This is a genomic window from Mesorhizobium sp. ES1-3, assembly GCF_020164795.1.
In the GTDB taxonomy this organism is placed as follows: Bacteria; Pseudomonadota; Alphaproteobacteria; order Rhizobiales; family Rhizobiaceae; genus Mesorhizobium.
Genome location: NZ_JAIUGW010000004.1, coordinates 207,370 through 230,235 on the forward strand (window position 1 = coordinate 207,370; position 22,866 = coordinate 230,235).

The window sequence follows — 22,866 nt, forward strand, 5'->3', positions numbered from 1 at the left end:
TCCTGATGACTCCTGCTGCCAGCTATTACGGAACAGTCCAATGAAATTCACCCTCTCCTGGCTCAAGGACCACCTCGAGACCGACGCCACGCTGGCCGAGATCGTCGAGCGGCTGACCTCGATCGGGCTCGAGGTCGAGCATGTCGACGACAAGGCGGGCCTGAAACCCTTCGTCATCGCCAGGGTGTTGACGGCGGTGCAGCATCCCGATGCCGACCGGCTGCGGGTGCTGACCGTCGATACCGGTGACGGCAAGCCACCAGTGCAGGTCGTCTGTGGCGCCCCCAACGCGCGCGCGGGCCTGATCGGCGCCTTCGCCGCGCCCGGCACCTATGTGCCCGGCATCGACGTGACACTGACGGTCGGCAAGATCCGTGGCGTCGAAAGCCATGGCATGATGTGTTCCGAGCGCGAGCTGGAACTGTCCGATGAGCATAACGGCATCATCGACCTGCCCGAGGATGCGCCGGTCGGCACCAGCTTTGCGTCCTATGCGCATCTCGACGATCCGGTCATCGAGATCAATTTGACGCCGAACCGGCCCGATGCCACCAGCATCCATGGCATCGCCCGGGATTTGGCGGCGAGCGGCCTCGGCCGCCTCGTCGGCGGCGCGATCATGCCGCATGTCGGCAGCGGCATGTGTCCGGTCAAGGTGACGATAGTGGCACCGGAACTTTGCCCCGGCTTCGCACTCAGGCTGATCAAGGGCGTCAGGAACGGCCCCTCGCCGAAATGGCTGCAGCAGCGGCTGATCGCCATTGGGCTCAGGCCGATCAGCGCGCTGGTCGACATCACCAATTACGTCACCTTCGATCGCGGGCGGCCATTGCATGTCTTCGATGCCGCCAAGGTCACCGGCAACCTCGTGGTGCGCCGCGCCAAGGACGGCGAAAAGGTGCAGGCGCTCGACGGGCGCGAATACACGCTGACGCCGGAGATGTGTGTCATTGCCGACGACGATGGCGTCGAATCCATTGCCGGCATCATGGGCGGCGAGCATTCCGGCTGCGACGAGAACACGACGGACGTGCTGATCGAATCCGCTCTTTGGGACCCGATCACCACGGCCCGCACCGGCCGCACGCTCGGCATCATCACCGATGCGCGCTACCGCTTCGAGCGCGGTGTCGATCCCGAATTCATGGTGCCGGGTATCGAGCTGGCGACCAAGCTGGTGATCGACTTCTGCGGTGGCAACCCGACCGAGACCGAGGTGGCCGGCTATGCCGGACATCAGCCGAAGATCGTTTCCCTCCCATTGTCGGAAGTGAAGCGGCTGACCGGCATCGAGGTGCCAAAGGCGGAGAGCCTCGACATCCTGTCGCGTCTCGGCTTCCACGCGCAGGGATCGGGCTACGTCGTCGACGTGACCGTGCCCTCCTGGCGCCCCGACGTCGACGGCAAGGCCGATCTTGTCGAGGAGGTCATGCGCATCCATGGCGTCGACAACATCGCCCCGCAGCCGCTCGGCGCGCATGACGTGGTCAACGGCAAGATCCTGACGACGCTGCAGATCCGCACCCGTGCCGCCAAGCGTTCGCTTGCCGTGCGCGGCATGATGGAGGCTGTCACCTGGTCGTTCATTCCAGCCAAACACGCCGAACTGTTCGGCGGCGGCCAGACGGCGCTGAAACTCGCCAACCCGATCGCCGCCGACATGTCCGACATGCGGTCCTCGCTGCTGCCGGGACTGATTTCGGCCGCGCAGCGCAATGCCGACAAAGGCATTGGCGACGTTGCCTTGTTCGAGGTGTCGGGCACTTATGAGGGCGATGGCGCCGACCAGCAGCGGCGCGTCGCCGCCGGCGTGCGCCGCGGCACGGCCAAGCTCGACGGCTCCGGCCGCAACTGGGCCGGCAATTCCGGTCCGGTCGGCGTGTTCGACGCCAAGGCCGACGCCATCGCCGCCCTCGAAGCCTGCGGCGCGCCGGTCGACCGGCTGCAGATCGAGGCCGGCGGACCGGCCTGGTATCACCCCGGTCGTTCCGGCACGATCAAGCTCGGTCCAAAAACCGTGCTCGGCACGTTCGGCGAGTTCCATCCGAAGACGCTGGAAGGGCTCGATGTCTCCGGCCCGTTGTGCGGTTTCGAGGTGTTCGTCGACGCCGTGCCCGAGCCGAAGGCCAAGCCGACGAAAACCAAGCCCAGGCTGGAGCTCTCCGCCTTCCAGGCGGTGAAGCGCGACTTCGCCTTCGTCGTCGACAAAACGGTGGAGGCCGGCACGCTGGTTCGCGCCGCACTTGCCGCCGACAAGAAGCTGATCACGGCGGTCTCGGTCTTCGACGTGTTCGAAGGCGTGTCGCTGGGCGAAGGCAAGAAGTCGATCGCCGTCGAAGTGTCGATCCAGCCGATCGAGAAGACGCTGACCGACGAGGATTTCGAGGCGCTGGCCAAGCGCATCGTCGACAATGTCGGCAAGCAGACGGGCGGCGTGCTGCGCGCTTAGAGCGGCTCAACGCCGCTCCAAGCATTTGTTCTTACGCAATTCCGGACGGAAAACCGCTCGACACTTTTCCTGGAATTGCTTTGGTGGATTGCGCAGCAATGGCGAATCGCCGTCCAAAGGGCGATGGACCATCTGCGCTATTCCGGACTCCCATTCGAGAAACAACGCCAGGCGTTTCTAGACATCGTCGCGGCCGATCCGCTGCTGGCCGAAACGCTGGCGCGGGTGCGCATGCTTGTGCTGCCAGACTGGCTGGTGGTTTCCGGCGCGCTCTACAACAGCGTCTGGAACCATCTGACCGGCAAGCCGTCTGGTTACGGCATCAGGGATGTCGACCTTTTCTATTTCGATGAGTCCGACCTGTCCTATGAGGCGGAGGACACCGTGATCCGCAGGGCGGCGGCCCATTTCGAGGGACTGCCGCTGCCGGTCGAGGTACGCAATCAGGCCCGGGTGCATCTGTGGTATCCGCAGAAGTTCGGCCAGCCCTGTCCGCGCTATACGAGTGCCAGTGAGTCCGTCAGCTATTTCGCCTCCAAGACGCATGCGGTCGGGGTGCGGTTCGATGCCGATGGGCAGCTGGAGCTGGTGGCGCCGTTTGGGCTGGATGATCTTTTTTCGTTTCGCATCACGCCCAGCCGGGTGATGGACAATCAGCGAACGCATGAGGCGAAGGGCAAGCGGGCGCAGGAGTATTGGCCGGAGATTACGGTTGTGCCGTGGTGAGCCGACCGAAATAGGAGATGTTGACGCGAGGCGCCCCCCTCTGGCCTGCCGGCCATCTCCCCCTCAAGGGGGGAGATTGGAGGCCATTTCGGCTTTCGCCAATCTTCATCGGTGGAAGATGGGCGGAACGATGAAATCGCTGATCTCCCCCCTTGAGGGGGAGATGGCCGGCAGGCCAGAGGGGGGCGCCTCGCGCCTACGTCAGCAAAGGGGGCGCCTCGCGCCCATCTATCTACCCATTCACCAGTGCCAGCAGTTCCTCGGTGTAGCGCTTGCCCATCACCTTGTCGGGCGACAGCGCATCGCCGATCGATGCCACCTCGGCCGCGCTCAGCTCAATCCCGGCCGCCGCCGTGTTCTGCTCCAGGTGGCGGATTTTTCGGGCACCCGGGATCGGCACGATGAAGTCGCCCTGGTGCAGCACCCAGGCCAGCGCCAGCTGCGCCGAGGTCACGCCCTTCTCGGCCGCCATATTTTCCAGCGTGGCGATCACCTTGGCATTGGCGGCCATGGCATCGGCCTGGAAGCGCGGCAGGCCACGGCGCCAGTCGTCGCCGCTCAGGGTCTCCGGCTTGGCGATCGTGCCGGTGAGCAGGCCGCGGCCGAGCGGGCTGTAGGGCACGAAGCCGATGCCGAGTTCGCGGCAGACGGCGAAGACCTCGTCTTCCGGATCGCGGCTCCACAGCGAATACTCGCTCTGCACCGCCGCGATCGGGTGCACGGCGTGTGCCCGTCGGATGGTGGCCGCACTTGCTTCCGACAGGCCAAGCGCCCGCACCTTGCCCTCACGCACCAGCTCGGCCATGGCACCGACCGTATCCTCGATCGGCACGTTCGGGTCGACCCGGTGCTGGTAGTAGAGGTCGATGACATCGGTGCCGAGCCGCTTCAGCGAGGCCTCGGCGACAGCCTTGACGTGCTCGGGGCGGCTGTCGACACCGGCCATACGGTTGGTGCCCGTGCCTTCTTCCAGGATCTTGAAGCCGAACTTGGTCGCGATGGTCACCTTGTCGCGAACGGATTTCAGCGCCTTGCCCAGCAGGATCTCGTTTTCATAGGGCCCGTAGACCTCCGCCGTGTCGAAGAAGGTGACACCGATCTCGACGGCGCGGTGCAGGGTGGCGATCGCCTCGGCCTCCGGCTGGCCGCCATAGGCAAAGCTCATGCCCATGCAACCAAGGCCGACCGAGAAGACTTCGAGTTCAGTTCCTAGCTTGCGGGTTTTCATCACGCATCTCCTGTTGTGATGAGATTGAAATAGGCCCTTGCGGCTCGTTCGATAATCGGCTCCTCTTCGTACGGGCTGTTCCAAGAAATAGATCAATGAACCGAGCACATCTCTCACAGCTTGCTGTGCTGGCAAGCGTTGCCCAATGCGGCAGTTTTCGCGGTGCGGCCAGGGAACTGGCGATCGCGCCCTCGGCGGTCAGCCACGCGGTCTCCAGCCTGGAAGCACGGCTTGGCGTGCGCCTTCTGGCGCGCAGCACGCGCAGTGTCGCTCCGACCGAGGAGGGCGCGCAGCTGCTGGAGCGACTGCGCCCGGCACTCTCCGAGATCGACCTGGCGCTGGAGACGGCCGTCGAGGCGCGCGACCGGCCTGCCGGGAACCTGCGGCTCAGCGTACCACGCACCTCAGCGCATCTGGTGCTGACGCCACGGCTCAGCGCCTTTGCGTCAGCCTATCCCGACATCGTGCTGGAGATCGTCATCGAGGATCGCTTCACCGATGTCGTCGAAGGCGGCTTCGATGCCGGTGTCAGGCTCGGCGAGAGCCTGCAGCGCGACATGATCGCGGTGCGCATCGGGCCGGACATTCGTGGCGCCGTGGTCGGCGCGCCATCCTATTTCGAGACCATGCCCCGGCCGCGCCACCCGCGCGAACTTGCCGATCATCGCTGCATCCGCTTCCGCTTCTCCAGCGGAATCCTCTACCGCTGGGAGTTCGAGAAGGACGGCGAGGCGATCGAGCTGGCAGTGCAGGGACCGCTGATCCTCGACGAGGACCATCTGATAGCGCAGGCCGCGATCGACGGCGCGGGACTTGCCTTCGTCTTCGAGGATTATGTCCGCACGCCGCTTGCCGACGGCCGGCTGATCCGCGTTCTGAAGGACTGGTGCCCATCGTTCGACGGTTTCTTCGTCTACTATCCGAGCCGCAGGCAAATGCGGCCGGCGCTGAGGGCTTTCGTCGATTTCTTCAAGGTGAGCGGGTAGGCCACCCTCCCCAAAGGCGGAAGAAACCCAGCCCGGCAGTCGTTCGCCTCGCATGCAGACCATCACCAACACTGCGACCCGCTATGGCTGGGCAACCATCGTTCTCCACTGGCTGGTCGGGCTTATCTTCATCGGCCAGTTCATGCTCGGCTTCGTCATGGTCAGGACCCAGAGCCAGCGCACGGCCTTCGAGCTGATCCAGTTGCACAAATCCCTGGGCTTTCTGCTGCTTGGCCTCATCATCTTGCGTGTCGCCTGGCGGCTCGGCAATGCGACACCGCCCTTGCCGCCTTCAGTCGGCATCCTGGAAAGGCGTACGGCGCCACTGGCACATCTGGCGCTCTATCTATTCCAGCTCGCCCTGCCTCTGTCCGGCTGGGCGCTGGTGTCGGTTTCGACGCTGGAAATCCCCAGCATGCCGTTCAACCTGTTCGTCATGCCCAACCTGCCGCTCACCGAATCCGACGCCGCCGAAAGTTTTTGGGCATCGGCACACTGGTATCTCGCCTATGCCGGCATCGGGCTCGTTGCGCTGCATGTCTGTGCGGCCCTGCGCCACCATTTCCTGCTGCGCGACCGCGTGCTCACGCGCATGATCACGCCTTCGTCAGCCGGGGAATAGAACGGGCATTGGTCCCGTTTGTGGGGTGTGAGGACGCGAGAGAGCGTGCTCTAAACAAGGAATAATCCAATGCATGCGCGAATCCTCGGATTGGCGGCTGCCGCCGCCTTCTTTGCCATGCCTGCCCATGCGGCAGTCGTGCTCGGCGATGCTGCCGGCAGCTACACGATCAGCCAGGCCGGCTCGGCGATCCGCTTCACCATCGGCAAGGCCGGCGGCGGCGGCTTCGACGGCGCTTTCGCCCGCTTCAAGGGCACGATCCGTATCGACAACAAGGATATCGGTCGCTCCAAGGTCGACCTCACCATCTATCCCGAGAGCGTCGGCACCGGCCAGGGCCGCATCGATGCCTTCCTGCGTTCCGACGCGGTGTTCGACGCGGCCAACAGTCCCGAAATCCAGTTCCGTTCGACCAGCGTGACCCGCACCGGCGACACGACGGCGCTCGTCGCCGGCCGGCTGACGGCGCGCGGCAAGACGTTTCCGGAAAAATTCAGCGCCGAGCTCGATGGATTGAAGGGCGGCACGATCAAATTTCATGTCACCGGCAAGGTGCTGCGCTCCCGCTACGGCATGGATGTCGGCACGCCCCTCTATTCCAACGTCGTCGATTTCGACATGACGCTGACAGGGAGAAGGGGCTGAGAGGCAGCGGTACCGAGCACCCGCATTGGCTTTTCCGGCGATTTCAGGCAAACCTCCTTGCCTGAAATCGACATGGAGAAGCGTGATGTTCCGATGGGGTGTGTTGTCGACGGCCAAGATCGGCCGCGAGCAGTTGTTGCCGGCGATCGTCGAGGCGGAGAACGGCGTGCTGTCGGCGATCGCCAGCCGCGACCTGTCGAAGGCCAAGGCATTGGGAGACCGCTTCGGCGCGCGCCATGCCTTCGGCTCCTATGAGGACCTGCTCGCTTCCGACGAGGTCGACGGCGTCTACATCCCGCTGCCGACCTCGCAGCATGTCGAATGGACGGCCAAGGCCATCGAAGCCGGCAAGCATGTGCTGGTCGAAAAGCCGCTGGCGCTCGACGCCAGAGACATCGCGCCGCTGATAAAGCTGCGCGACCAGAAGAAGGTGCTGGTCTGCGAAGCTTTCATGGTCATCTACCATCCGCAATGGATCAAGGTGCGTGATCTCATCGCCAGCGGCGCCATCGGCCGGCTGCGCCATGTGCAGGGCGCTTTCTCCTACTACAATGTCGACCCCAACAACATGCGCAACAAGCTCGACCTGGGTGGCGGCGCGCTGCCCGATATCGGCGTCTACCCGACCGTGTCGACGCGCTTTTCGACCGACAAGGAGCCGCTGCGCGTGCAGGCGACGATCGAGCGCGACAAGACGTTCGGCACCGACATCTATTCCTCGATTCGCGCCGATTTCGGCGATTTCGAACTGTCCTTCTATCTGTCGACGCAGATGGCGGCGCGCCAGGTGATGGTGTTCCACGGCGAGAAGGGTTTCATCGAGGTGTTCTCGCCCTTCAACGCGGGGCTCTATGACCATCACCGCGTCGAACTGCACAACCAGAACCACACCGAGGCGCAGGTGTTCCGCTTCCCCGGCACACAGCAATACAAGCTTGAGGTCGAGACCTTCGCGCGGGCGGCACTTGGCGGCAAGGATCGGGTCTTCACGCTGGAAGAATCCGTGCTCAACCAGAAAGTCATCGACGCTATCTTCCGCGCCAGCGACACAGGCGGCTGGGAGACCGTCTGATCCCCGCATTAAATAGCCGGCTAATTCTGGGAGGAAAAATTGGCTGACGACGCGGACGTGATCATTGTCGGCGCCGGCCTTGCCGGGCTGGTTGCCGCCGCCGAGCTTGCCGAAGCCGGCAAGAAAATCATTATCGTCGACCAGGAGCCGGAGCAATCGCTGGGCGGCCAGGCATTCTGGTCGTTCGGCGGGCTTTTTCTCGTCGATTCACCGGAGCAGCGGCGCATGCGCATCCGCGACTGCCATGATCTGGCGCTCGAGGACTGGATGGGCACCGCCGCCTTCGACCGGCCGGAAGACCACTGGCCGCGCAAATGGGCGGAGGCCTATGTCGGCTTCGCCGCCGGCGAGAAGCGCTCCTGGCTGATCGAGCGCGGCCTGAAATTCTTTCCTGTCGTCGGCTGGGCCGAACGCGGCGGCGGCAATGCCATCGGCCACGGCAATTCGGTGCCGCGCTTCCACATCACCTGGGGTACTGGCCCGGGCGTCCTCGAACCTTTTGTTCTGCGCGTGCGGGAGGCGCAAAAGCGCGGATTGATCGACTTCAGGTTCCGTCACCGGGTCAATGCGCTGACGCGGACGGGTGCAGCCGTGACCGGCGTACAGGGCGATATCCTGCAGCCGAGCACTGTCAAGCGTGGCCACAAGAGCTCGCGCGAAATATCGGGCGATTTCGCATTGCAAGCGCAGGCGGTGATCGTCGCCTCCGGCGGCATTGGCGGCAACCATCAGCTGGTGCGGGAAAACTGGCCCAGGCGGCTGGGCTCGGCACCCAAGCGCATGATCACCGGCGTGCCGGACCATGTCGACGGCCGCATGCTGGCGATCACGGAACAGGCCGGCGGCTCGATCATCAACCGCGACCGGATGTGGCACTATGTCGAAGGCATCAAGAACTGGGCGCCGATCTGGACCGATCACGCGATCCGCATCCTGCCCGGCCCGTCCTCGCTGTGGCTCGATGCCCGGGGAAAACGCCTGCCGGTGCCGCTCTATCCCGGCTTCGACACGCTGGGCACACTCAGCCACATCATGAGCACCGGCTTCGACTATTCCTGGTTCATCCTGACGAAGAAGATCATCCAGAAGGAGTTCGCGCTGTCGGGCTCGGAGCAGAACCCCGATCTGACGGGAAAGAGCTGGCGCCAGGTGCTCGGCCGCGCCACGTCGGGCATCCCCGGCCCGGTCAAGGCGTTCATGGAAAAGGGCGAGGATTTCATCGTCGAGACCGAATTGCCGAAGCTGGTCGCCCGCATGAACGCGCTGGCCGGCGGCGAACCGCTGCTCGATGTTGCAGGGGTCGAGCGCGAGATCCGCGCCCGTGACATGCAACTCGACAACCCGTTCTCCAAGGACATGCAGATCACCGCGCTGCGCGGGGCGCGGGCCTATCTCGGCGACCGGCTGATCCGCACGGCAAAGCCGCACAAGATGCTCGACCCGGCGAACGGACCGCTGATCGCGGTGCGCCTCAACATCCTGACCCGCAAGACGCTGGGCGGCCTGCAGACCGATCTCGACGGCCGCGTGCTTGATACCGACGGCCAGCCGGTGCCGGGCCTCTATGCCGTCGGCGAAGCCGCCGGTTTCGGCGGCGGCGGCGTGCATGGCTACGCGGCGCTCGAAGGCACGTTCCTGGGTGGTTGCATTTTCTCGGGCCGCGGCGCCGGCCGGGCGGCTGCGCGGTCGGTGGGGTGAGACGGCAGCGGCGTGAGTCGACGGCCGGCCGAGCATGGCAAAGCCGGTGCTATCGACGGCGCAACCGACAGGATTCGAACCTGTGGCCTTCGCCTTCGGAGCATGGAGGTCGGAGACCTCCACGCCGCTGGTGTCTTCGTTCGAGTCCGAGGGCAATCGCCACAATCAAGGAAAGCGCGATCGTCGCCGACCGTCGTCAATCCAGCAACGGCTGCGATGCGCACAGGCGGAACCGCCGAAGGTTGGTCGTCGGTTCAAGGACTAAGGGCGGTTGAGCGGCGGTCGACATCCGCGCACCCTTGCCTTCACTTAGGCTGCTTCGGCGGTTCAGAGAGGTTAATGCGATTGCCCTCAGCGTCGAATATCTGGCCGACTGTCCCGAAGTGGCCTTTGGCCTCGTTGATAAGTTGCATACCGAGGGCGGAAAGTCTTGACTTCTCAGTGGCGAGGTCGGGCACAACGATTGTGATCAGCCCCTTCCCAGCGCGCGGCTCATCCAGCCAAAGCTGCAGGCCAGCCGTACCCATGTTGCGCCATTGCGCCATACCCGGAATGGGCTGATCATCAGCAGGGCGACCCATAAGCGCCTCATACCAGACGAGCGCCGCGTCGAAGTCTAGAACGGTGGCGGAAGCATAAATGCCTATGACGGGCATCCCGTTGGTTGTCATGGCCTTTCTCCGTGGTTGACAACTGGATGTCGTCCCGGAGGCATCGATTTCGACAGGCTCTGCGAGAAAAGCCGCGCTCAGCTAAAAAATCTTTAAACGCTGCTCTTCAAGGTGGCGCCTTTCACCCTTGGCCCAGCACAGTCCGATCGCCACGGTGAAAGCCTCGATCGCATCAGCGCGTCTTCCAAAATCGGTGCAAATCCGAGCGCGCGCCGCCCAATAAGGCAGGTAGCCTGCCATCTTCGGATTTTCAGCGAGTCGGAAGATGTCGTGTAGGGCTTCGTGTGTCCGGCCATTCCTTGCAAGGGCGGCGGAGCGATTGAGCGTCACGACTGGAGAGGGGGCGATCTTGTTCAGAACGTCATAAAGAGAAAGGATCGCTTGCCAATTCGAAACCCCATCCAGTCGTCGTGCAACGTGGGCCGATTGAATGGCGGCCTCAATTTGATAGCGGCCCGTTCGTCCAATCGCGTTAGCTTGGTGCAGCAACGCTTCAGCGGCATTCAAGTGCTTGCGATCCCAGAGCTTGGTGTCCTGGTTGTCGAGGGGCACGAATGCACCATCGGCGTCCTGGCGAGCGGTACGCCGGGCTTCCGAATAAAGCATGAGCGCAAGCAACCCCTTCGGCTCCGGTTCCTCCGGTAGTAAAGATACGACCACCCGTGCCAACCAGATAGCCTCATGTGCCAATGTCTGGGCGCCGTCGATGTCCATCCACCCGTTCGTATAGCCAGCATAAATGGCCGCGAGTACCGCCGGCAGGCGCGTTTGCAGTTCCTCCTTCTCTGGGACAATGAACGGTATTTTCTCGTTCTTGATCCTGGCCTTAGCTCGGACCAGTCGCTGGCCCATCGCTTTGGGCGAGACGAGAAATCGCGCGGCGATGTCGGTCGCGGTGAGTCCGAGCACTGTCTGAAGGATTAGCGGCGTTTGTGCAGCGGGTTCGATCCGGGGGTTAGCGCATGCAAACATCAAGGCAAGTCTGCGGTCTGTGATTTCGTCTTCAAGCTCTGACGCCGCGACAATTTCCGCGGCGATCAAATCCAGATGGCTGGCGTTATTGGCTCTTACCTCTTCTTTGCGTCGTTCATCGAGCTTGCGTCTGCGCGCAATGGTGAGAAGCCAGGCATCGGGGTTGTCGGGCACACCGCTGCTTGGCCACTTTTCGAGTGCGGTCAGGAAGGCGACAGCCAACGCATCTTCGGCTGCCGCGAGATCCCCGGAGCGGCCTCCAAGATATGCGATCAGCCGACCATAGCTCTCCCGCGCCACGGCCTCTACCACTGTTCGGGCGTCAGAAGGGCTTGCAGCCGTCATTTTAAGTATTCCGATACTTCCCTGATGCGACGAACCTCGACCGCGCCCCATGTCGCCGCAGGGCATCGCGCCGCCCACTTGTTGGCCTCGTCTCGATCGATGACATCGATAATGAAGTAGCCGCCGAATTGCTCGCGAACATCAGCATAAGGGCCGTCCACCACACTAACGTCGTCTCCTTGAATCCGAACGATACTTGCCTCGGAAGAACTGACCAGTGCGTCAGTCGAAATGAATACGCCTGCTTTTAAAAGCGCCTGCTGGTAGGCGTACATCTGCCCCATGTAGCGGGACATGTCCTCCGCTGGCACCGCTTTTCCGGCGGTTTCGTCCGCGTGCAACATAAGCATATAACGCATTTTTCTTCCCTATCCCGAGTAGTCGTTCGAAATTCGATCAAGCTCGTGCGAAGCAATTGTCCAATCATATATCACGTAAGCGAGTCCGAGCTTGCGAATACGCTCTTCAGCGTACGCGCGACTTCGCCTGAATGTCCCATATCGGCTATCCAGCTTGCAGGCATTCGAAGAAAGCAGCGCTCATGAGCAGTAAGCAACATCGTTCCTGCGGATTTGTTTGCTCCTGGAGCAAGGCGCTGGCATGCCAATCCGGTAGAAAAGCTCGTGATCTTTACGCCAATGACATCCATGCAGCGGAACGCCCGCCCACAGCGATCGGCATAGAGCTTATTGAGGGATTCAGGACGCTGATGTGGAAGGACATCATCGAATGTCCGATTCTATTCCGAAAGGCTCGGCTGCGGAGCATTGTCGATTGGATCAACGCGACGCCGAAGCCGTCCGCATCGTCGATGACAAAGCCAGTCTGGAACAGGTAATCGCTGCTGCGAACGCGCGGGCCATTCAAGAACCTTGTGTCAACAGTTCTGTACTGAAATGGCGCGCCCGAAGAGATTCGAACTCCTGACCCCCAGATTCGTAGTCTGGTGCTCTATCCAGCTGAGCTACGGGCGCGCATCAGGCCATGTTTTCGACGGCCCCGCGATCCGATCCGAAAGACCGGCCGCGAATGTGTGCAGTTCCCTAACGACTGAATTTGCGAAAAGCAAGCCGATCCGGCAAAAGTTTTGTCGCAGGCCTGTCATGCGGCGATGCCGGCGTCGATCCAGGTCCTTCGAGCCGCTGTAAGGCCCGCCTAAATCCAGACGGCGGATGATCGGGAACGGCCAGCGACGCGCGATGTGTCTGGAAGGCAAGTAACCTCTGGAAACGGGCGCGGAAGCCGTCAGGCCGGGCGGCGCAGGCTGCCACGGGCCTGGTCGAGCCGCACCGGCTGGTCGGGGATGATGACGGCGAATGTCGTGCGCCCGCCAATCGACTCGATCAATTCCACCGTGCCGCCATGCGCCCGGATCAGTTCGTGCGCGATGGCCAGGCCAAGGCCGGTGCCGCCGCTGCGCGCAGAGCCGCGGAAGGCCGCGAACAGGTTTTCGCGCGCCTTCGGCGGCAGACCGGGGCCGGTGTCGGTGACGGCGATGCGGCTGACACTGCCCATGCGCTCGGCCGAGACCGCCAGCCGCCGCACCACGGCGCTTTCGGTATCGGCCGCCATCGCCTGCACCGAGTTGCGGCAAAGATTGGTGAGCACGCGGAAGAGCTGGTCGGAATCGGCGTCCACCTCGAAAGCCATATCGACGGCGTTTATGAACTCGATGTCCTGCTCGATGTCGAGCAGGCCGTGCACGTCCTCGACCAGTTGGCGCAGCCTCACCCTGCGGCGCGAAGGCGGTGGCTCCTGCGTGCGGCCATAATGAAGCACGCCCTCCGAATAAGAGACGGCGCGGTCGAGCGCGCGCAACAGTTTTGGCGCGAAGGCCTGCACGGTCGGATCCTTGACCTGGCGCAGGCGATCCGACATCAGCTGGGCCGAGGCCAGGATGTTGCGCATGTCGTGGTTGATCTTCGACACGGCGAGCCCGAGGTCGGCAAGATGCTTCTGCTCGGCCAGCATCTTTTGCAGCCGCTCCTGCATCTGCGACAGTTCGCGCTCGGCCACGCCGATCTCGTCGGCGCGGTCGGCGGGGTGAATGATCCGCCCGGGGTCGTCGGGAGCCTCGGAGAAGGACAGCATCGAGCGCGTCATGGTGCGGATCGGGCCGATCATGATCAGGTCGATCGCGGCATAGACCAGCATGGCCGTGAACAGCGAGATCAGGAGCGAGACGAAGGCGACGTTGCGCGAATAGATGAGCATGGCCTTGCGCAGGGAGTAGTCCGGCATGATCAGCTCGAACTCCTTGTCGCTGTCGCCGACCGGTCCGAAAACGCGCAGCATCCTGTCGCCGCCGAAAAACAGCGTATCCAGCGCGCCGGTCATGCCCTTGACCATGCCGACGCTGGCGAGATCGATGTGTTCGTCGACCTGCGGCGGCATGTCGGCCACCACCAGAAGCCGCGAGACGCCGCCGTCGCGCACCGCGATCGCCTTGGCGCCGATGGCCATCAGCACGTCATTCTGGGCCGTTCGCGACAGCGTGGTCGAATCGCCCTGCACCAGCACGATCGACACGGCGGCGGCCGTGCTCAGCCTCTCCTTGAGCCAGCTCAGCCTATAGCTGGCGATCCAGGGCAGGAAGATCAGCACTTCGGCCAGCAGCACGAAAACGATGGTGAGCAGCAGCAGCTTCGTCGACAAACCGCGCGACAGGGGTACAGTGCGGACAGCGGCTGACGCCGTTCCGGTCCCTTCCCCTGCTTGGCTGGCTTCGCTCATGCGACTCGATCTTCACAATCACTTGATCAGCCAAGATTAGGCGATTACGGCTTTTTTGCCAATTTCTCCCTTGGTCGGAAAAATAGATGCTCCAAAAAGGTGCGTCTTTGGCGCGCCGACGCCGGATTGACTTCCAAAACCCTTCTTTCTATAAGCCCGCTCACGCTCGGGCCATTCGTCCCGGCGCGGTTTCGATCGCGCCAAAACCGGCCCGGCAAAGCTCCTGTTACAGAGTGACAGAATCAAGAAGGGCCGCACCCCGCGGTATTAAAACAAATGAAGCGTACCTACCAACCGTCCAAACTCGTCCGCAAACGCCGGCACGGCTTCCGTGCCCGCATGGCCACCAAGGGTGGCCGTGGCGTCGTCGCAGCTCGCCGCAACCGCGGCCGCAAGCGGCTCAGCGCCTAAGCGAGACGGGATCGTTGCCCGCAACCGGAAAGCCAGTGGGCCAAAATCCCAAGCGGCTTCTGAAACGCGCGGAATTCCTGGCCGTCCGTCGTGGTGAAAAGCGACGCGGACGGTTTTTCCTCGTCGAGGTCCTCGACCGCGGCGACGGCGGGGTGCCGCGCGTCGGCTACACCGTCACCAAGAAGGTCGGCAACGCCGTTGTGCGCAACCGTGTCAGGCGGCGACTGAAAGAGGCCGTCCGCGTCCATGCGGCAGATGACATGGTGCCCGGCAATGATTATGTCATCGTCGGGCGCGATGATGCGCTGCGCGCGCCTTTCGGCCAGTTGAAGGCCGAACTCTCCCGCCGACTTCGCGGAACACGATAGGCCAAGGGCTCTCGATGGAAAACAACCGGAACTTCTTCATCACCATCGCGCTGTCGGTGCTGATCCTGGCGGTATGGCAGTACTTCTACGTGCTGCCGCACAGCGAGGCACAGCGCGAGGCCGCCAAGATCGAGCAGCAGCGCATCGAGGAACAGAAGAAGGCGGCCGATGCGGCCAATCCAGGCGCATCGACGCCGGCGCCAGGCACAACCGCCCCGGGCGCCATTCCCAACGCCCCCGGCGGTGACGTCGTCACCGCCGCCAGCCGTGATCAGGCTCTGGCGGCATCCAAGCGCGTCAAGATCGACACGCCGAGCCTCGAAGGCTCGATCAATTTGACCGGCGCTCGGCTCGATGACCTCAAGCTCAAGCACTACACCGAGACCGTCGACAAGAATTCGCCCGAGATCGAACTGCTCAACCCGCAGGCGCTGCCCACCGGCTATTTCGCCGAGATCGGCTTTGTCGGCAACGACAAGACCGGCGCGGTGCCGGGTGCCGAAACGGTGTGGAGCGTGGACGGCAATCCGACGCTGACCCCGTCGACGCCGGTGACGCTCACCTACACCAACGACAAGGGCCTGACCTTCAAGCGCACCTTCTCCGTCGACGCCAACTACATGTTCACGGTGTCGGACACGGTGCAGAATTCCGGCTCGAGCGCGGTTTCGCTGTTCAACTATGGCCGCGTCACGCGCTACGACAAGCCGGCCGTCGCCAGCACCTATGTGCTGCATGAAGGCCTGATCGGCTTCACCGGCACGGAAGGCCTGCAGGAGCACAAATACGCGTCGGTCGAGAAGGACAAGCAGTATCAGCCCGGCAAGTCGACCGACGGCTGGCTCGGCATCACCGATAAATACTGGGCCGTCACGCTGGTGCCGACCGAGAAGCAGCCGTTCCAGCCGCGCTTTGCCTATTTCGAGGATGGCCGCCACCGGTACCAGTCCGATTTCCTGACCGATCCGATCAATGTTGGGGCCGGCCAGTCGGCGACCGTCGAGACCGAAATCTTCGCCGGTGCCAAGGAAGTCGCCAAGATCAACGCCTATGCCGAAGACCGCCACATCAAGCGGTTCGACCTGCTGATCGATTGGGGCTGGTTCCACTTCATCACCAAGCCGATGTTCTGGCTGATCGACACGCTCTACAAATTCCTCGGCAATTTCGGCCTGGCGATCCTCGCCACCACCGTCATCGTCAAGGCGCTGTTCTTCCCGCTCGCCAACAAGTCCTACGCGTCGATGGCGAACATGAAGAAGGTGCAGCCCAAGATGCTCGAGATCCGCGAGAAATACGCGGACGATAAGATGAAGCAGCAGCAGGCGATGATGGAGCTGTACAAGACCGAGAAGATCAATCCGCTCGCCGGCTGCTGGCCGGTGGCGCTGCAGATTCCGGTCTTCTTCTCGCTCTACAAGGTGCTCTACATCACCATCGAGATGCGCCACGCGCCGTTCTTCGGCTGGATCCAGGATCTGGCCGCGCCCGATCCGACATCGATCTTCAATCTGTTCGGGCTGGTTCCGATCACGCTGCCGCACATGCTGATGATCGGTGTGTGGCCTCTGATCATGGGCGTCACCATGTTCCTGCAGATGCGCATGAACCCGACGCCGCCGGATCCGACGCAGGCCGCGATCTTCACCTGGATGCCTGTCATCTTCACCTTCATGATGGCCGGGTTCCCGGCGGGTCTCGTCATCTACTGGGCCTGGAACAACACGCTGTCGATCCTGCAGCAGGGCGTGATCATGAAGCGCCAGGGCGCCAAGATCGAGCTGTGGGACAATCTGGTCGCACTGTTCCGCAAGAAACCCTCGCCGGCGGAATAGCCGGCGCCTCTTTGGCAAAAGAGCCCGCCCCGGTAGACTGAACCATGAAGTTGGGCGGTTTGGGCAAGGGGCGGATTTTGACGGCTGGGTCCTGTGTTCCACAGGGCCCAGCCTTTTGGTTTCAGTGATGCAGCGTGCGATGCCGTGGTCCGGCACGCGATAGGGACCAGGGACCGCGCCGGCATTTTCCTGGCCTCCCCTTATTGCCGGCGAATCAGCCGAACCTCGCTGCTGCCGGATTGTCCCGCATGGAACTTATTGCGCGTTCAAGAGTTCGCGCATGAGGCTTCCTAAAAGCTCCCGCGTGGGAGGATCAGGTCGACCCGCCCATCCAAATTCAAGGCAGTGCAGCGGACCGACCTCATCACATGCTACTTGCAGCGAGGCATTCCGATGAGCAGCAACATTCATCCAAAGACACGCAAGCCCACCGACAAGGATTTGAAGCAGAATCCCGGAATTGGCGCCTCCAGGGGCACGATCAAGGGTGGCAATCTTCTCGACGAGGACGAGGAACTGGACGGCGAGAACACTTTTGAGGGAGATGTCGATAACGACACCACGCCGCAAGGCGGCGTCAATCCCCGGCAGACCGGGCGCACCAACGAATAGGAGCCTGGCACGACGTCACGTAGACCCGATCAAACGCCTGATTGGAGGCTGTCATGCTGGATTTCGAGCACGCCAGACATCGGATGGTGGAGGCGCACATCGCGCGCCGCGGTGTGCATGACAAGCGGGTCCTGAATGCGCTGCGCCGGGTCGCGCGGGAACAATTCGTCGACGAGGGTTTCGAGGAATTCGCCTATGAGGACAGTCCGCTGCCGATCGGCAGCGGACAGACGATCTCGCAACCCTTCATCGTGGCGAAAATGGCTGAGATGGCCGAGATCGAGGCGACCGATCGCGTGCTGGAAATCGGCACCGGCTCGGGCTACGCGGCAGCCGTACTGGCCGAACTTGCCGAACACGTCTTCACCGTCGAGCGGCATCGATCGCTCGCGCAACAGGCGGAACGGCGGCTCAATGCCGCCGGCTATCGAAACATCGAGGTCAGGGTCGGCGACGGCACGAAAGGCTGGCAGGAAAAGGCACCTTTCGACGCTATCGTCGTCGCGGCCGCCGCCACGTCCATTCCCCTCGGCTTGCAGGAGCAGTTGGAGATCGGCGGCAGGCTGATCATTCCGGTCGGTGAAGACGTTTACTCGCAGCGGCTCGTTCGCCTCACGCGGATTGCGGCAAACAAGTTCGAGGAGGAGGATCTCGGCGGTGTCATGTTCGTGCCGTTGATCGGCGAGCATGGCTGGCACGACGAAAACGCGCCGCCGGCGCGCGAGGCACCCCCTCCTTCATTGCCGCAGCAAATCGCGCGGGCGGCCGAAGATTTGCCGCCGATCGACGATCCGGCCTTCGGCGCAATGTTCGACCGGTTCGGCGACCGGCGTGTCGTCCTGCTCGGGGAGGCCAGCCATGGCACTTCGGAGTTCTATCGTGCCCGCGCGGCTGTCACGCGACGCCTCCTCCAGCGACACGGGTTCACCATCGTGGCCGTCGAGGCGGACTGGCCGGACGCCGCGCAGATCAACCGGTATGTTCGCGCGGAGGAACGGCGGTCGGATGCGCCGCCGCTCTTCCAGCGCTTCCCGGCATGGATGTGGCGCAACACCGAAGTGTCCGAATTCATCGGCTGGCTGCAAGAGTACAACCGGGACGTGCCCGATCATGCGCGGAAAGCAGGCTTCTACGGACTCGATCTCTACAATATGAGCGGCTCGATCGCCACGGTGCTTGCCTATCTGGACAGGGTAGACCCCGAAGCGGCCGCCGTCGCGCGCGAGCGCTATGGCTGTCTGATGCCTTGGCAGAACGAGCCCACCACCTATGGACGCGCGGCGCTGCGGCCGGGCTACAGAACCTGCGAAGAGGCGGTGGTGCGACAGTGCATGGATCTGTTCGGGCGATCCATGGCCGAGGGCAACGGCGATCTCCTCGACGCAAAACAGAGTGCACGGCTGGTCGCATCGGCCGAGCGGTACTATCGCGTGATGTATTATGGCGGCGCCGAGACCTGGAATCTGCGCGATCGGCACATGTTCGAGACGCTCGATCAGCTTCTCGAAACGCATGGCCGGGATTCGAAGGCCGTGGTGTGGGCGCACAATTCACATATCGGCGACGCGCGGCATACCGACATGGGTACTGTCCGCGACGAGATGAACATCGGTCAGCTCTGCCGGGAACGCTTCGGTGCGCGGACGGCGCTGATCGGCTTCGGAACAGATACCGGTACTGTCGCCTGCGCCTCGGATTGGGACGGTGAGATGGAGGTGAAGGACGTGAATCCTTCGCTGCCGCACAGCTTCGAGCGGCTGTGTCACGATAGCGGCAAACCGTCGTTCCTGCTGGATTTTGGGCGCCATGGCCAGCTCGGCGACGATCTGGCGGCGCCGAGGCCGGAACGCTATATCGGCGTCATCTACCGGCCGGAGACCGAACGGCTCAGCCATTACATGGACTCGTCCGTCTCCCGCCAGTTCGACGCCTTCGTCTGGTTCGATCGAACGTCCGCGGTCACGCCGCTCGGCAAGTCGGCCGACAGCACCGGCAAGGTACCGGATACGTTTCCCTTCGGCATCTGAATGCCGCCAAGACGTCACTCCATGACGGCGCTATGGTCGATCTTTGCCGGCGTTCCCGGCTTGCGCAGCAGGAGCACCAGCGGGATCGCGGCCAGCGACAGGATCATCATCAGCTTGAAGTCGTTCATGTAGCTGATAACAGTCGCTTGCAGCGTCACCACACCGTCGAGCGCGGCGCGGCCGGCGGCGGTGTAGGGGTTCATCGCCTGGAAGATCGCCGGATCGCCGAACGCCTGGTTGAAGGGCGTCACATAGGTGGCGATGTTGGCGTGGTTGATCTGCACATTCTGCGTCAGAAGCGCGGTGACCACCGATATGCCGACGCTGGAGCCGATGTTGCGCGACAGATTGTAGAGGCCGGTGCCTTCCGCGCGCCGCTCCGGCGCCAGCGTGGCGAAGGTGATGGTGGTCAGCGGCACGAACAGGAAGCCGAGCCCCGCGCCCTGGATGAAGCCGGTGCAGATGATGGTCCATTGCGAAACGTCGGGCGTCCAGCCGGTCATGTCGTACATCGCCCAGGCGGTGATCAGCAGGCCGATGAGCAGCAGCCAGCGCGTGTCGACCTTGCCGATCAGCCTGCCGACCAGGAACATGCAGGCCATCGTGCCAAGCCCGCGCGGCCCCATGACGATGCCGGCCGTCACCACCGGGTAGCCCATCAACGTCTGCAGATAGGGCGTCATCAGCGCCAGCGAGGCCAAGTAGGTGATGCCGATAATGAAGATGAAGATCATGCCGACGGCGAAATTCCGATCGAGGAAAAGCCTCGGATTGACGAAGGTGTCGCGGGCGGTGAAGGTGTGGACAAGGAAGATGTAGAAGGCCGATGCGCAGATGACCGCCTCGATGATGATCTCGGATGACGAGAACCAGTTGAGCTGCTCGCCGCGATCGAGAAACATCTGCAGGGCCGCGATCGTGATGCTGAGCATGCCGAAACCCAGCCAATCCAGCCTTGCCTTGAAGTCCAGCTTGGTTTCCAGGACGTACAGCGACACGCCGGCGAAGGCCAGCGCGCCGATCGGCACGTTGATGTAGAACACCCAGCGCCAGCTGACATTTTCGGTCAGCCAGCCGCCGATGACCGGTCCCAGAACCGGCCCGACCATCACCGAAATGCCGAACAGCGCCATGGCGGAGCCGCGCTCTTCCACACTGTAGATATCGAGCAGGATGCTCTGCGACAGTGGCACCAGCGCCGCGCCGAACAGGCCCTGCAGCAGGCGGAAGCCGACGATCTGAGGCAGCGACTGCGCGAAACCGCACAGCACCGAGGCGACGACGAAGCCGGTGATCGAGGTCAGGAGGATGCGCTTGCGGCCGAAGCGGTTGGCAAGGTAACCCGAAGGCGGCGTCATGACGGCCGCCGCCACGATGTAGGAGGTCAGCACCCAGTTGATCTGGTCGGCGCTGGCCGAGACGCTGCCCTGGATGTAGGGCAGAGCAACATTGGCGATGGTCGTGTCCAGCGCCTGCATGATGACGGCCAGGATAACGCAGGCGGTGATGGCGCCGCGATTGGCGACCACCGGCGTGGCACCTGTCGCGGACGCGCTGGTCATGACTTTTGTCCGAACAGGCCGATGAGATTGGTGAGGAAGTCCGGCAGGCCGCGTGCATGGCCCGTGTCGACGTCGACCACCGCGCTCATGCCGCCGCGCAGCGGAGGCTTGCCCTTCATATCATCGATCGTCACGCGCATCGGGATGCGCTGCACGACCTTGACCCAGTTGCCGGTGGTGTTCTGCGCCGGCAGCAGCGAGAAGCTCGACGACGAGGCCGGGCTGATCGAGGCGACAGTGCCGTGCCAGACGGCGCCCGGATAGGTGTCGACGCTGATCGTCGCCGTCTGTCCCGGCCGCACATAGGTCAGCTCGGTTTCCTTCGGTTCCGCCGCGATCCACAGATCGGTCGACGAGACCAGGCTGAACGCCGGCTGCGAAGCCGGCAGGTACTTGCCGACCTGCAGCGCGTCGACATTGGTCACGATGCCGTCGAACGGCGCCTTAACCACGGAATCGGCGAGGTTGCGCTGTGCATCGTCGACGCCCGACTGGGCCTGCAGATAGAAGGGGTTCTTCTCCACCGGCTGGTTGGCGTCGCCGCCGAGCTGGGCGAGCGTGGCCTGCGCCTGCGACTTGGCGACGGACACTTTCTGGCGGGCGGCGACGAGGTCGTGCTGGGCGCTGTCGAAAGACGCCTTCGAGGCGGTGGAGGTCTTGAGCAGATCCTGCTGCCGCTGGAAGGCGGCCTCGTAATAAGGGATGTCGGCCTGCGCCTGCTCGATCTGCACCAGCGACTGCTGGTAGCTCGCTTCCAGGGTCAGCACCTGGTTGCGTACCGTGCCGAGCTGGGCCTTGGCGGCGGCGAGAGCGGTCTCGAAAGAGGCCGGCCGCAGGCGAAACAGCACGTCGCCCTTCTTCACCGCCTGGTTCTCATGCACGTCGATCTCCTGCACCGTGCCGGAGACGTCAGTGGAGACGCCAAGCGACTGGGCCTGGATGTAGGCATTGTCGGTCGTCATCAGCTGGCCGCCGGTGACATAATAATAGCCGCCGACGACCAGCGCGACGGGAAGCAGCGCAAAAAGGGCGGGCCGTGTCAGACCGCGCTTCGGTTTGGCCGGAACAGGAGGGGCAACGGCGGCGGCGGCCTGCCGTGGCTGCGGCTCCTTGGCCGGAGCCTCGAGCGCCGCCGGCTCCAGGGCGACCGGCGCTTCCAGCTCGCCATTGTCGATGACGACGTTGGTCCGCCTCTGCTCCCGCTCGTTGTCGAGCTGGATAATCTGGTCGGTCCGACCTGCCGGTGTCTCGTCTCCGGCAGGCTTCTTGGGGGATGTTGATTCAGCCATGTACTTTCTCCCGGTCGACGGCTGGCTGGGTGCAAGCCGCGAGCAGATTGGATTTGATCAAGCTTAGGGTTTGCAGCAGATGCTGCTGTGTCTCAGGCGAAAGGCCGGCGAAGGCCTCGTCTCGTGTTTTCTGACCGTTGCCGCGCATGATCCCGAGCAGCGGATGGGCCTGCGGTGTCAGGTAAAGCAGCCAGGCCCTGCGATCGGCGGGATCGGGCCGGCGCACGATGAAGCCGCGAGCTTCCATCTTGTCGAGCAGCCGGGCGAGCGTGATCGGCACGATCTCGATGAGGTCGGCGAGCTTGTTCTGGTGGATGCCTTCATGCAGCGAAAGGTACGCCAGCACCTGCCACTGGGCGCGGGTCAGCCCCGATGCGCGCGACCGCTGCTCGAACCGCTTGCGAAGCAGGCGCGCGACGTCGTGCAGCACGAAGCTGATATTGGGCGAAGAGGGCATGGGAGGAGATCGGGGGTCGACTGACAACTTTTCGTGAGCATGCTTATTATCATCATGCACATAATCCTGCTGGACGCCCCGCGCAAGACCGATTAAGCCCCGAGGACGAAAAAACGCATGGGCCACGGCGCGAAAAACGCGCCAGGCGCCGAGATTAT

Annotated in this window: 21 protein-coding genes and 1 tRNA gene; 13 read left to right on the forward strand and 9 right to left on the reverse strand. The window is 63.2% G+C overall.

What is annotated here, in order from left to right; genetic code table 11:
- Positions 1 to 40 precede the first annotated feature (40 nt).
- Positions 41 to 2,449, forward strand: a complete 2,409-nt coding sequence (gene pheT, locus LB536_RS08230; protein ID WP_224590925.1) for a phenylalanine--tRNA ligase subunit beta — start codon at positions 41 to 43, stop codon at positions 2,447 to 2,449.
- Positions 2,450 to 2,572: 123 nt separating this feature from the next.
- Positions 2,573 to 3,175: a nucleotidyltransferase family protein gene (locus LB536_RS08235; protein WP_224590926.1), complete on the forward strand. Its 603-nt coding sequence runs from the start codon at positions 2,573 to 2,575 to the stop codon at positions 3,173 to 3,175.
- 232 nt (positions 3,176 to 3,407) lie between these two features.
- On the opposite strand, the gene LB536_RS08240 is transcribed toward LB536_RS08235, so the two are convergent.
- On the reverse strand, positions 3,408 to 4,403 hold the full coding sequence (locus LB536_RS08240; protein ID WP_224590928.1) for an aldo/keto reductase: 996 nt from the start codon (positions 4,401 to 4,403) through the stop codon (positions 3,408 to 3,410).
- A 95-nt stretch (positions 4,404 to 4,498) separates the two neighbouring features.
- Here LB536_RS08240 and LB536_RS08245 point away from each other — a divergent pair, with 95 nt between their 5' ends.
- The 5 genes from LB536_RS08245 to LB536_RS08265 all read left to right on the forward strand — a co-directional run bounded on the left by LB536_RS08245 (position 4,499) and on the right by LB536_RS08265 (position 9,426).
- Positions 4,499 to 5,389 (forward strand): LysR family transcriptional regulator, encoded by an 891-nt coding sequence (locus LB536_RS08245; RefSeq protein ID WP_224590930.1) that lies wholly within the window; start codon positions 4,499 to 4,501, stop codon positions 5,387 to 5,389.
- Between the two features lie 52 nt (positions 5,390 to 5,441).
- Positions 5,442 to 6,011: a cytochrome b gene (locus LB536_RS08250; RefSeq protein ID WP_224590931.1), complete on the forward strand. Its 570-nt coding sequence runs from the start codon at positions 5,442 to 5,444 to the stop codon at positions 6,009 to 6,011.
- A gap of 69 nt (positions 6,012 to 6,080) precedes the next feature.
- Positions 6,081 to 6,656, forward strand: a complete 576-nt coding sequence (locus LB536_RS08255; RefSeq protein ID WP_224590933.1) for a YceI family protein — start codon at positions 6,081 to 6,083, stop codon at positions 6,654 to 6,656.
- Positions 6,657 to 6,741: 85 nt separating this feature from the next.
- Complete coding sequence (locus tag LB536_RS08260) at positions 6,742 to 7,728, forward strand: Gfo/Idh/MocA family protein (RefSeq protein WP_224590934.1); 987 nt, start codon at positions 6,742 to 6,744, stop codon at positions 7,726 to 7,728.
- A gap of 39 nt (positions 7,729 to 7,767) precedes the next feature.
- The gene (locus LB536_RS08265) at positions 7,768 to 9,426 is read left to right on the forward strand and encodes an FAD-binding dehydrogenase (protein WP_224590937.1); all 1,659 of its coding nucleotides are present in this window, start codon (positions 7,768 to 7,770) and stop codon (positions 9,424 to 9,426) included.
- A 305-nt stretch (positions 9,427 to 9,731) separates the two neighbouring features.
- On the opposite strand, the gene LB536_RS08270 is transcribed toward LB536_RS08265, so the two are convergent.
- The 3 genes from LB536_RS08270 to LB536_RS08280 form a co-directional block, all read right to left on the reverse strand.
- The gene (locus tag LB536_RS08270; RefSeq protein WP_224590939.1) at positions 9,732 to 10,097 is read right to left on the reverse strand and encodes a VOC family protein; all 366 of its coding nucleotides are present in this window, start codon (positions 10,095 to 10,097) and stop codon (positions 9,732 to 9,734) included.
- 81 nt (positions 10,098 to 10,178) lie between these two features.
- Positions 10,179 to 11,414 (reverse strand): RNA polymerase sigma factor, encoded by a 1,236-nt coding sequence (locus LB536_RS08275; RefSeq protein WP_224590941.1) that lies wholly within the window; start codon positions 11,412 to 11,414, stop codon positions 10,179 to 10,181.
- The gene (locus LB536_RS08280; RefSeq protein WP_224590942.1) at positions 11,411 to 11,773 is read right to left on the reverse strand and encodes a YciI family protein; all 363 of its coding nucleotides are present in this window, start codon (positions 11,771 to 11,773) and stop codon (positions 11,411 to 11,413) included. Before LB536_RS08280 ends, LB536_RS08275 begins: the two co-directional genes overlap by 4 nt.
- Positions 11,774 to 12,143: 370 nt before the next feature.
- Here LB536_RS08280 and LB536_RS08285 point away from each other — a divergent pair, with 370 nt between their 5' ends.
- Positions 12,144 to 12,341 carry a hypothetical protein gene (locus tag LB536_RS08285; protein WP_224590945.1) on the forward strand — a complete coding sequence of 66 codons (198 nt, stop codon included), beginning with the start codon at positions 12,144 to 12,146 and terminating at the stop codon, positions 12,339 to 12,341.
- On the opposite strand, the gene LB536_RS08290 is transcribed toward LB536_RS08285, so the two are convergent.
- Together LB536_RS08290 and LB536_RS08295 are read right to left on the reverse strand one after the other, a co-directional pair.
- A tRNA-Arg gene (locus LB536_RS08290) sits at positions 12,312 to 12,388 on the reverse strand. The genes LB536_RS08285 and LB536_RS08290 overlap by 30 nt on opposite strands.
- A gap of 271 nt (positions 12,389 to 12,659) precedes the next feature.
- Positions 12,660 to 14,147: a sensor histidine kinase gene (locus tag LB536_RS08295; protein WP_224590947.1), complete on the reverse strand. Its 1,488-nt coding sequence runs from the start codon at positions 14,145 to 14,147 to the stop codon at positions 12,660 to 12,662.
- Positions 14,148 to 14,423: 276 nt separating this feature from the next.
- On the opposite strand from LB536_RS08295, the gene rpmH reads away from it, so the two are divergent.
- From rpmH to LB536_RS08320, 5 genes are all read left to right on the forward strand, one after another.
- A complete protein-coding gene (rpmH, locus tag LB536_RS08300; protein ID WP_008833937.1) occupies positions 14,424 to 14,558 on the forward strand; it encodes a 50S ribosomal protein L34 in 135 nt (44 codons plus the stop codon).
- A gap of 14 nt (positions 14,559 to 14,572) precedes the next feature.
- Positions 14,573 to 14,926: a ribonuclease P protein component gene (gene rnpA, locus LB536_RS08305; protein WP_027040889.1), complete on the forward strand. Its 354-nt coding sequence runs from the start codon at positions 14,573 to 14,575 to the stop codon at positions 14,924 to 14,926.
- A 14-nt stretch (positions 14,927 to 14,940) separates the two neighbouring features.
- Positions 14,941 to 16,761, forward strand: coding sequence for a membrane protein insertase YidC (gene yidC / locus LB536_RS08310; RefSeq protein WP_224590949.1), 1,821 nt, complete (start codon positions 14,941 to 14,943; stop codon positions 16,759 to 16,761).
- 393 nt (positions 16,762 to 17,154) lie between these two features.
- Entirely contained in the window at positions 17,155 to 17,373 is a 219-nt protein-coding gene (locus LB536_RS08315; RefSeq protein WP_140811039.1) for a hypothetical protein, read from the forward strand.
- 53 nt (positions 17,374 to 17,426) lie between these two features.
- Positions 17,427 to 19,400 (forward strand): protein-L-isoaspartate(D-aspartate) O-methyltransferase, encoded by a 1,974-nt coding sequence (locus LB536_RS08320; protein ID WP_224590951.1) that lies wholly within the window; start codon positions 17,427 to 17,429, stop codon positions 19,398 to 19,400.
- Between the two features lie 14 nt (positions 19,401 to 19,414).
- Here LB536_RS08320 and LB536_RS08325 read toward each other — a convergent pair whose 3' ends face one another.
- From LB536_RS08325 to LB536_RS08335, 3 genes are read right to left on the reverse strand one after another with little or no spacing between them, the layout of a single operon-like run.
- Entirely contained in the window at positions 19,415 to 20,962 is a 1,548-nt protein-coding gene (locus LB536_RS08325; RefSeq protein ID WP_224590953.1) for a DHA2 family efflux MFS transporter permease subunit, read from the reverse strand.
- Positions 20,959 to 22,251, reverse strand: a complete 1,293-nt coding sequence (locus tag LB536_RS08330) for an HlyD family secretion protein (RefSeq protein ID WP_224590955.1) — start codon at positions 22,249 to 22,251, stop codon at positions 20,959 to 20,961. The genes LB536_RS08325 and LB536_RS08330 overlap by 4 nt, the downstream gene beginning before the upstream one ends.
- Positions 22,244 to 22,708 carry a MarR family winged helix-turn-helix transcriptional regulator gene (locus LB536_RS08335; protein ID WP_140757411.1) on the reverse strand — a complete coding sequence of 155 codons (465 nt, stop codon included), beginning with the start codon at positions 22,706 to 22,708 and terminating at the stop codon, positions 22,244 to 22,246. Before LB536_RS08335 ends, LB536_RS08330 begins: the two co-directional genes overlap by 8 nt.
- Positions 22,709 to 22,866: the final 158 nt, after the last annotated feature.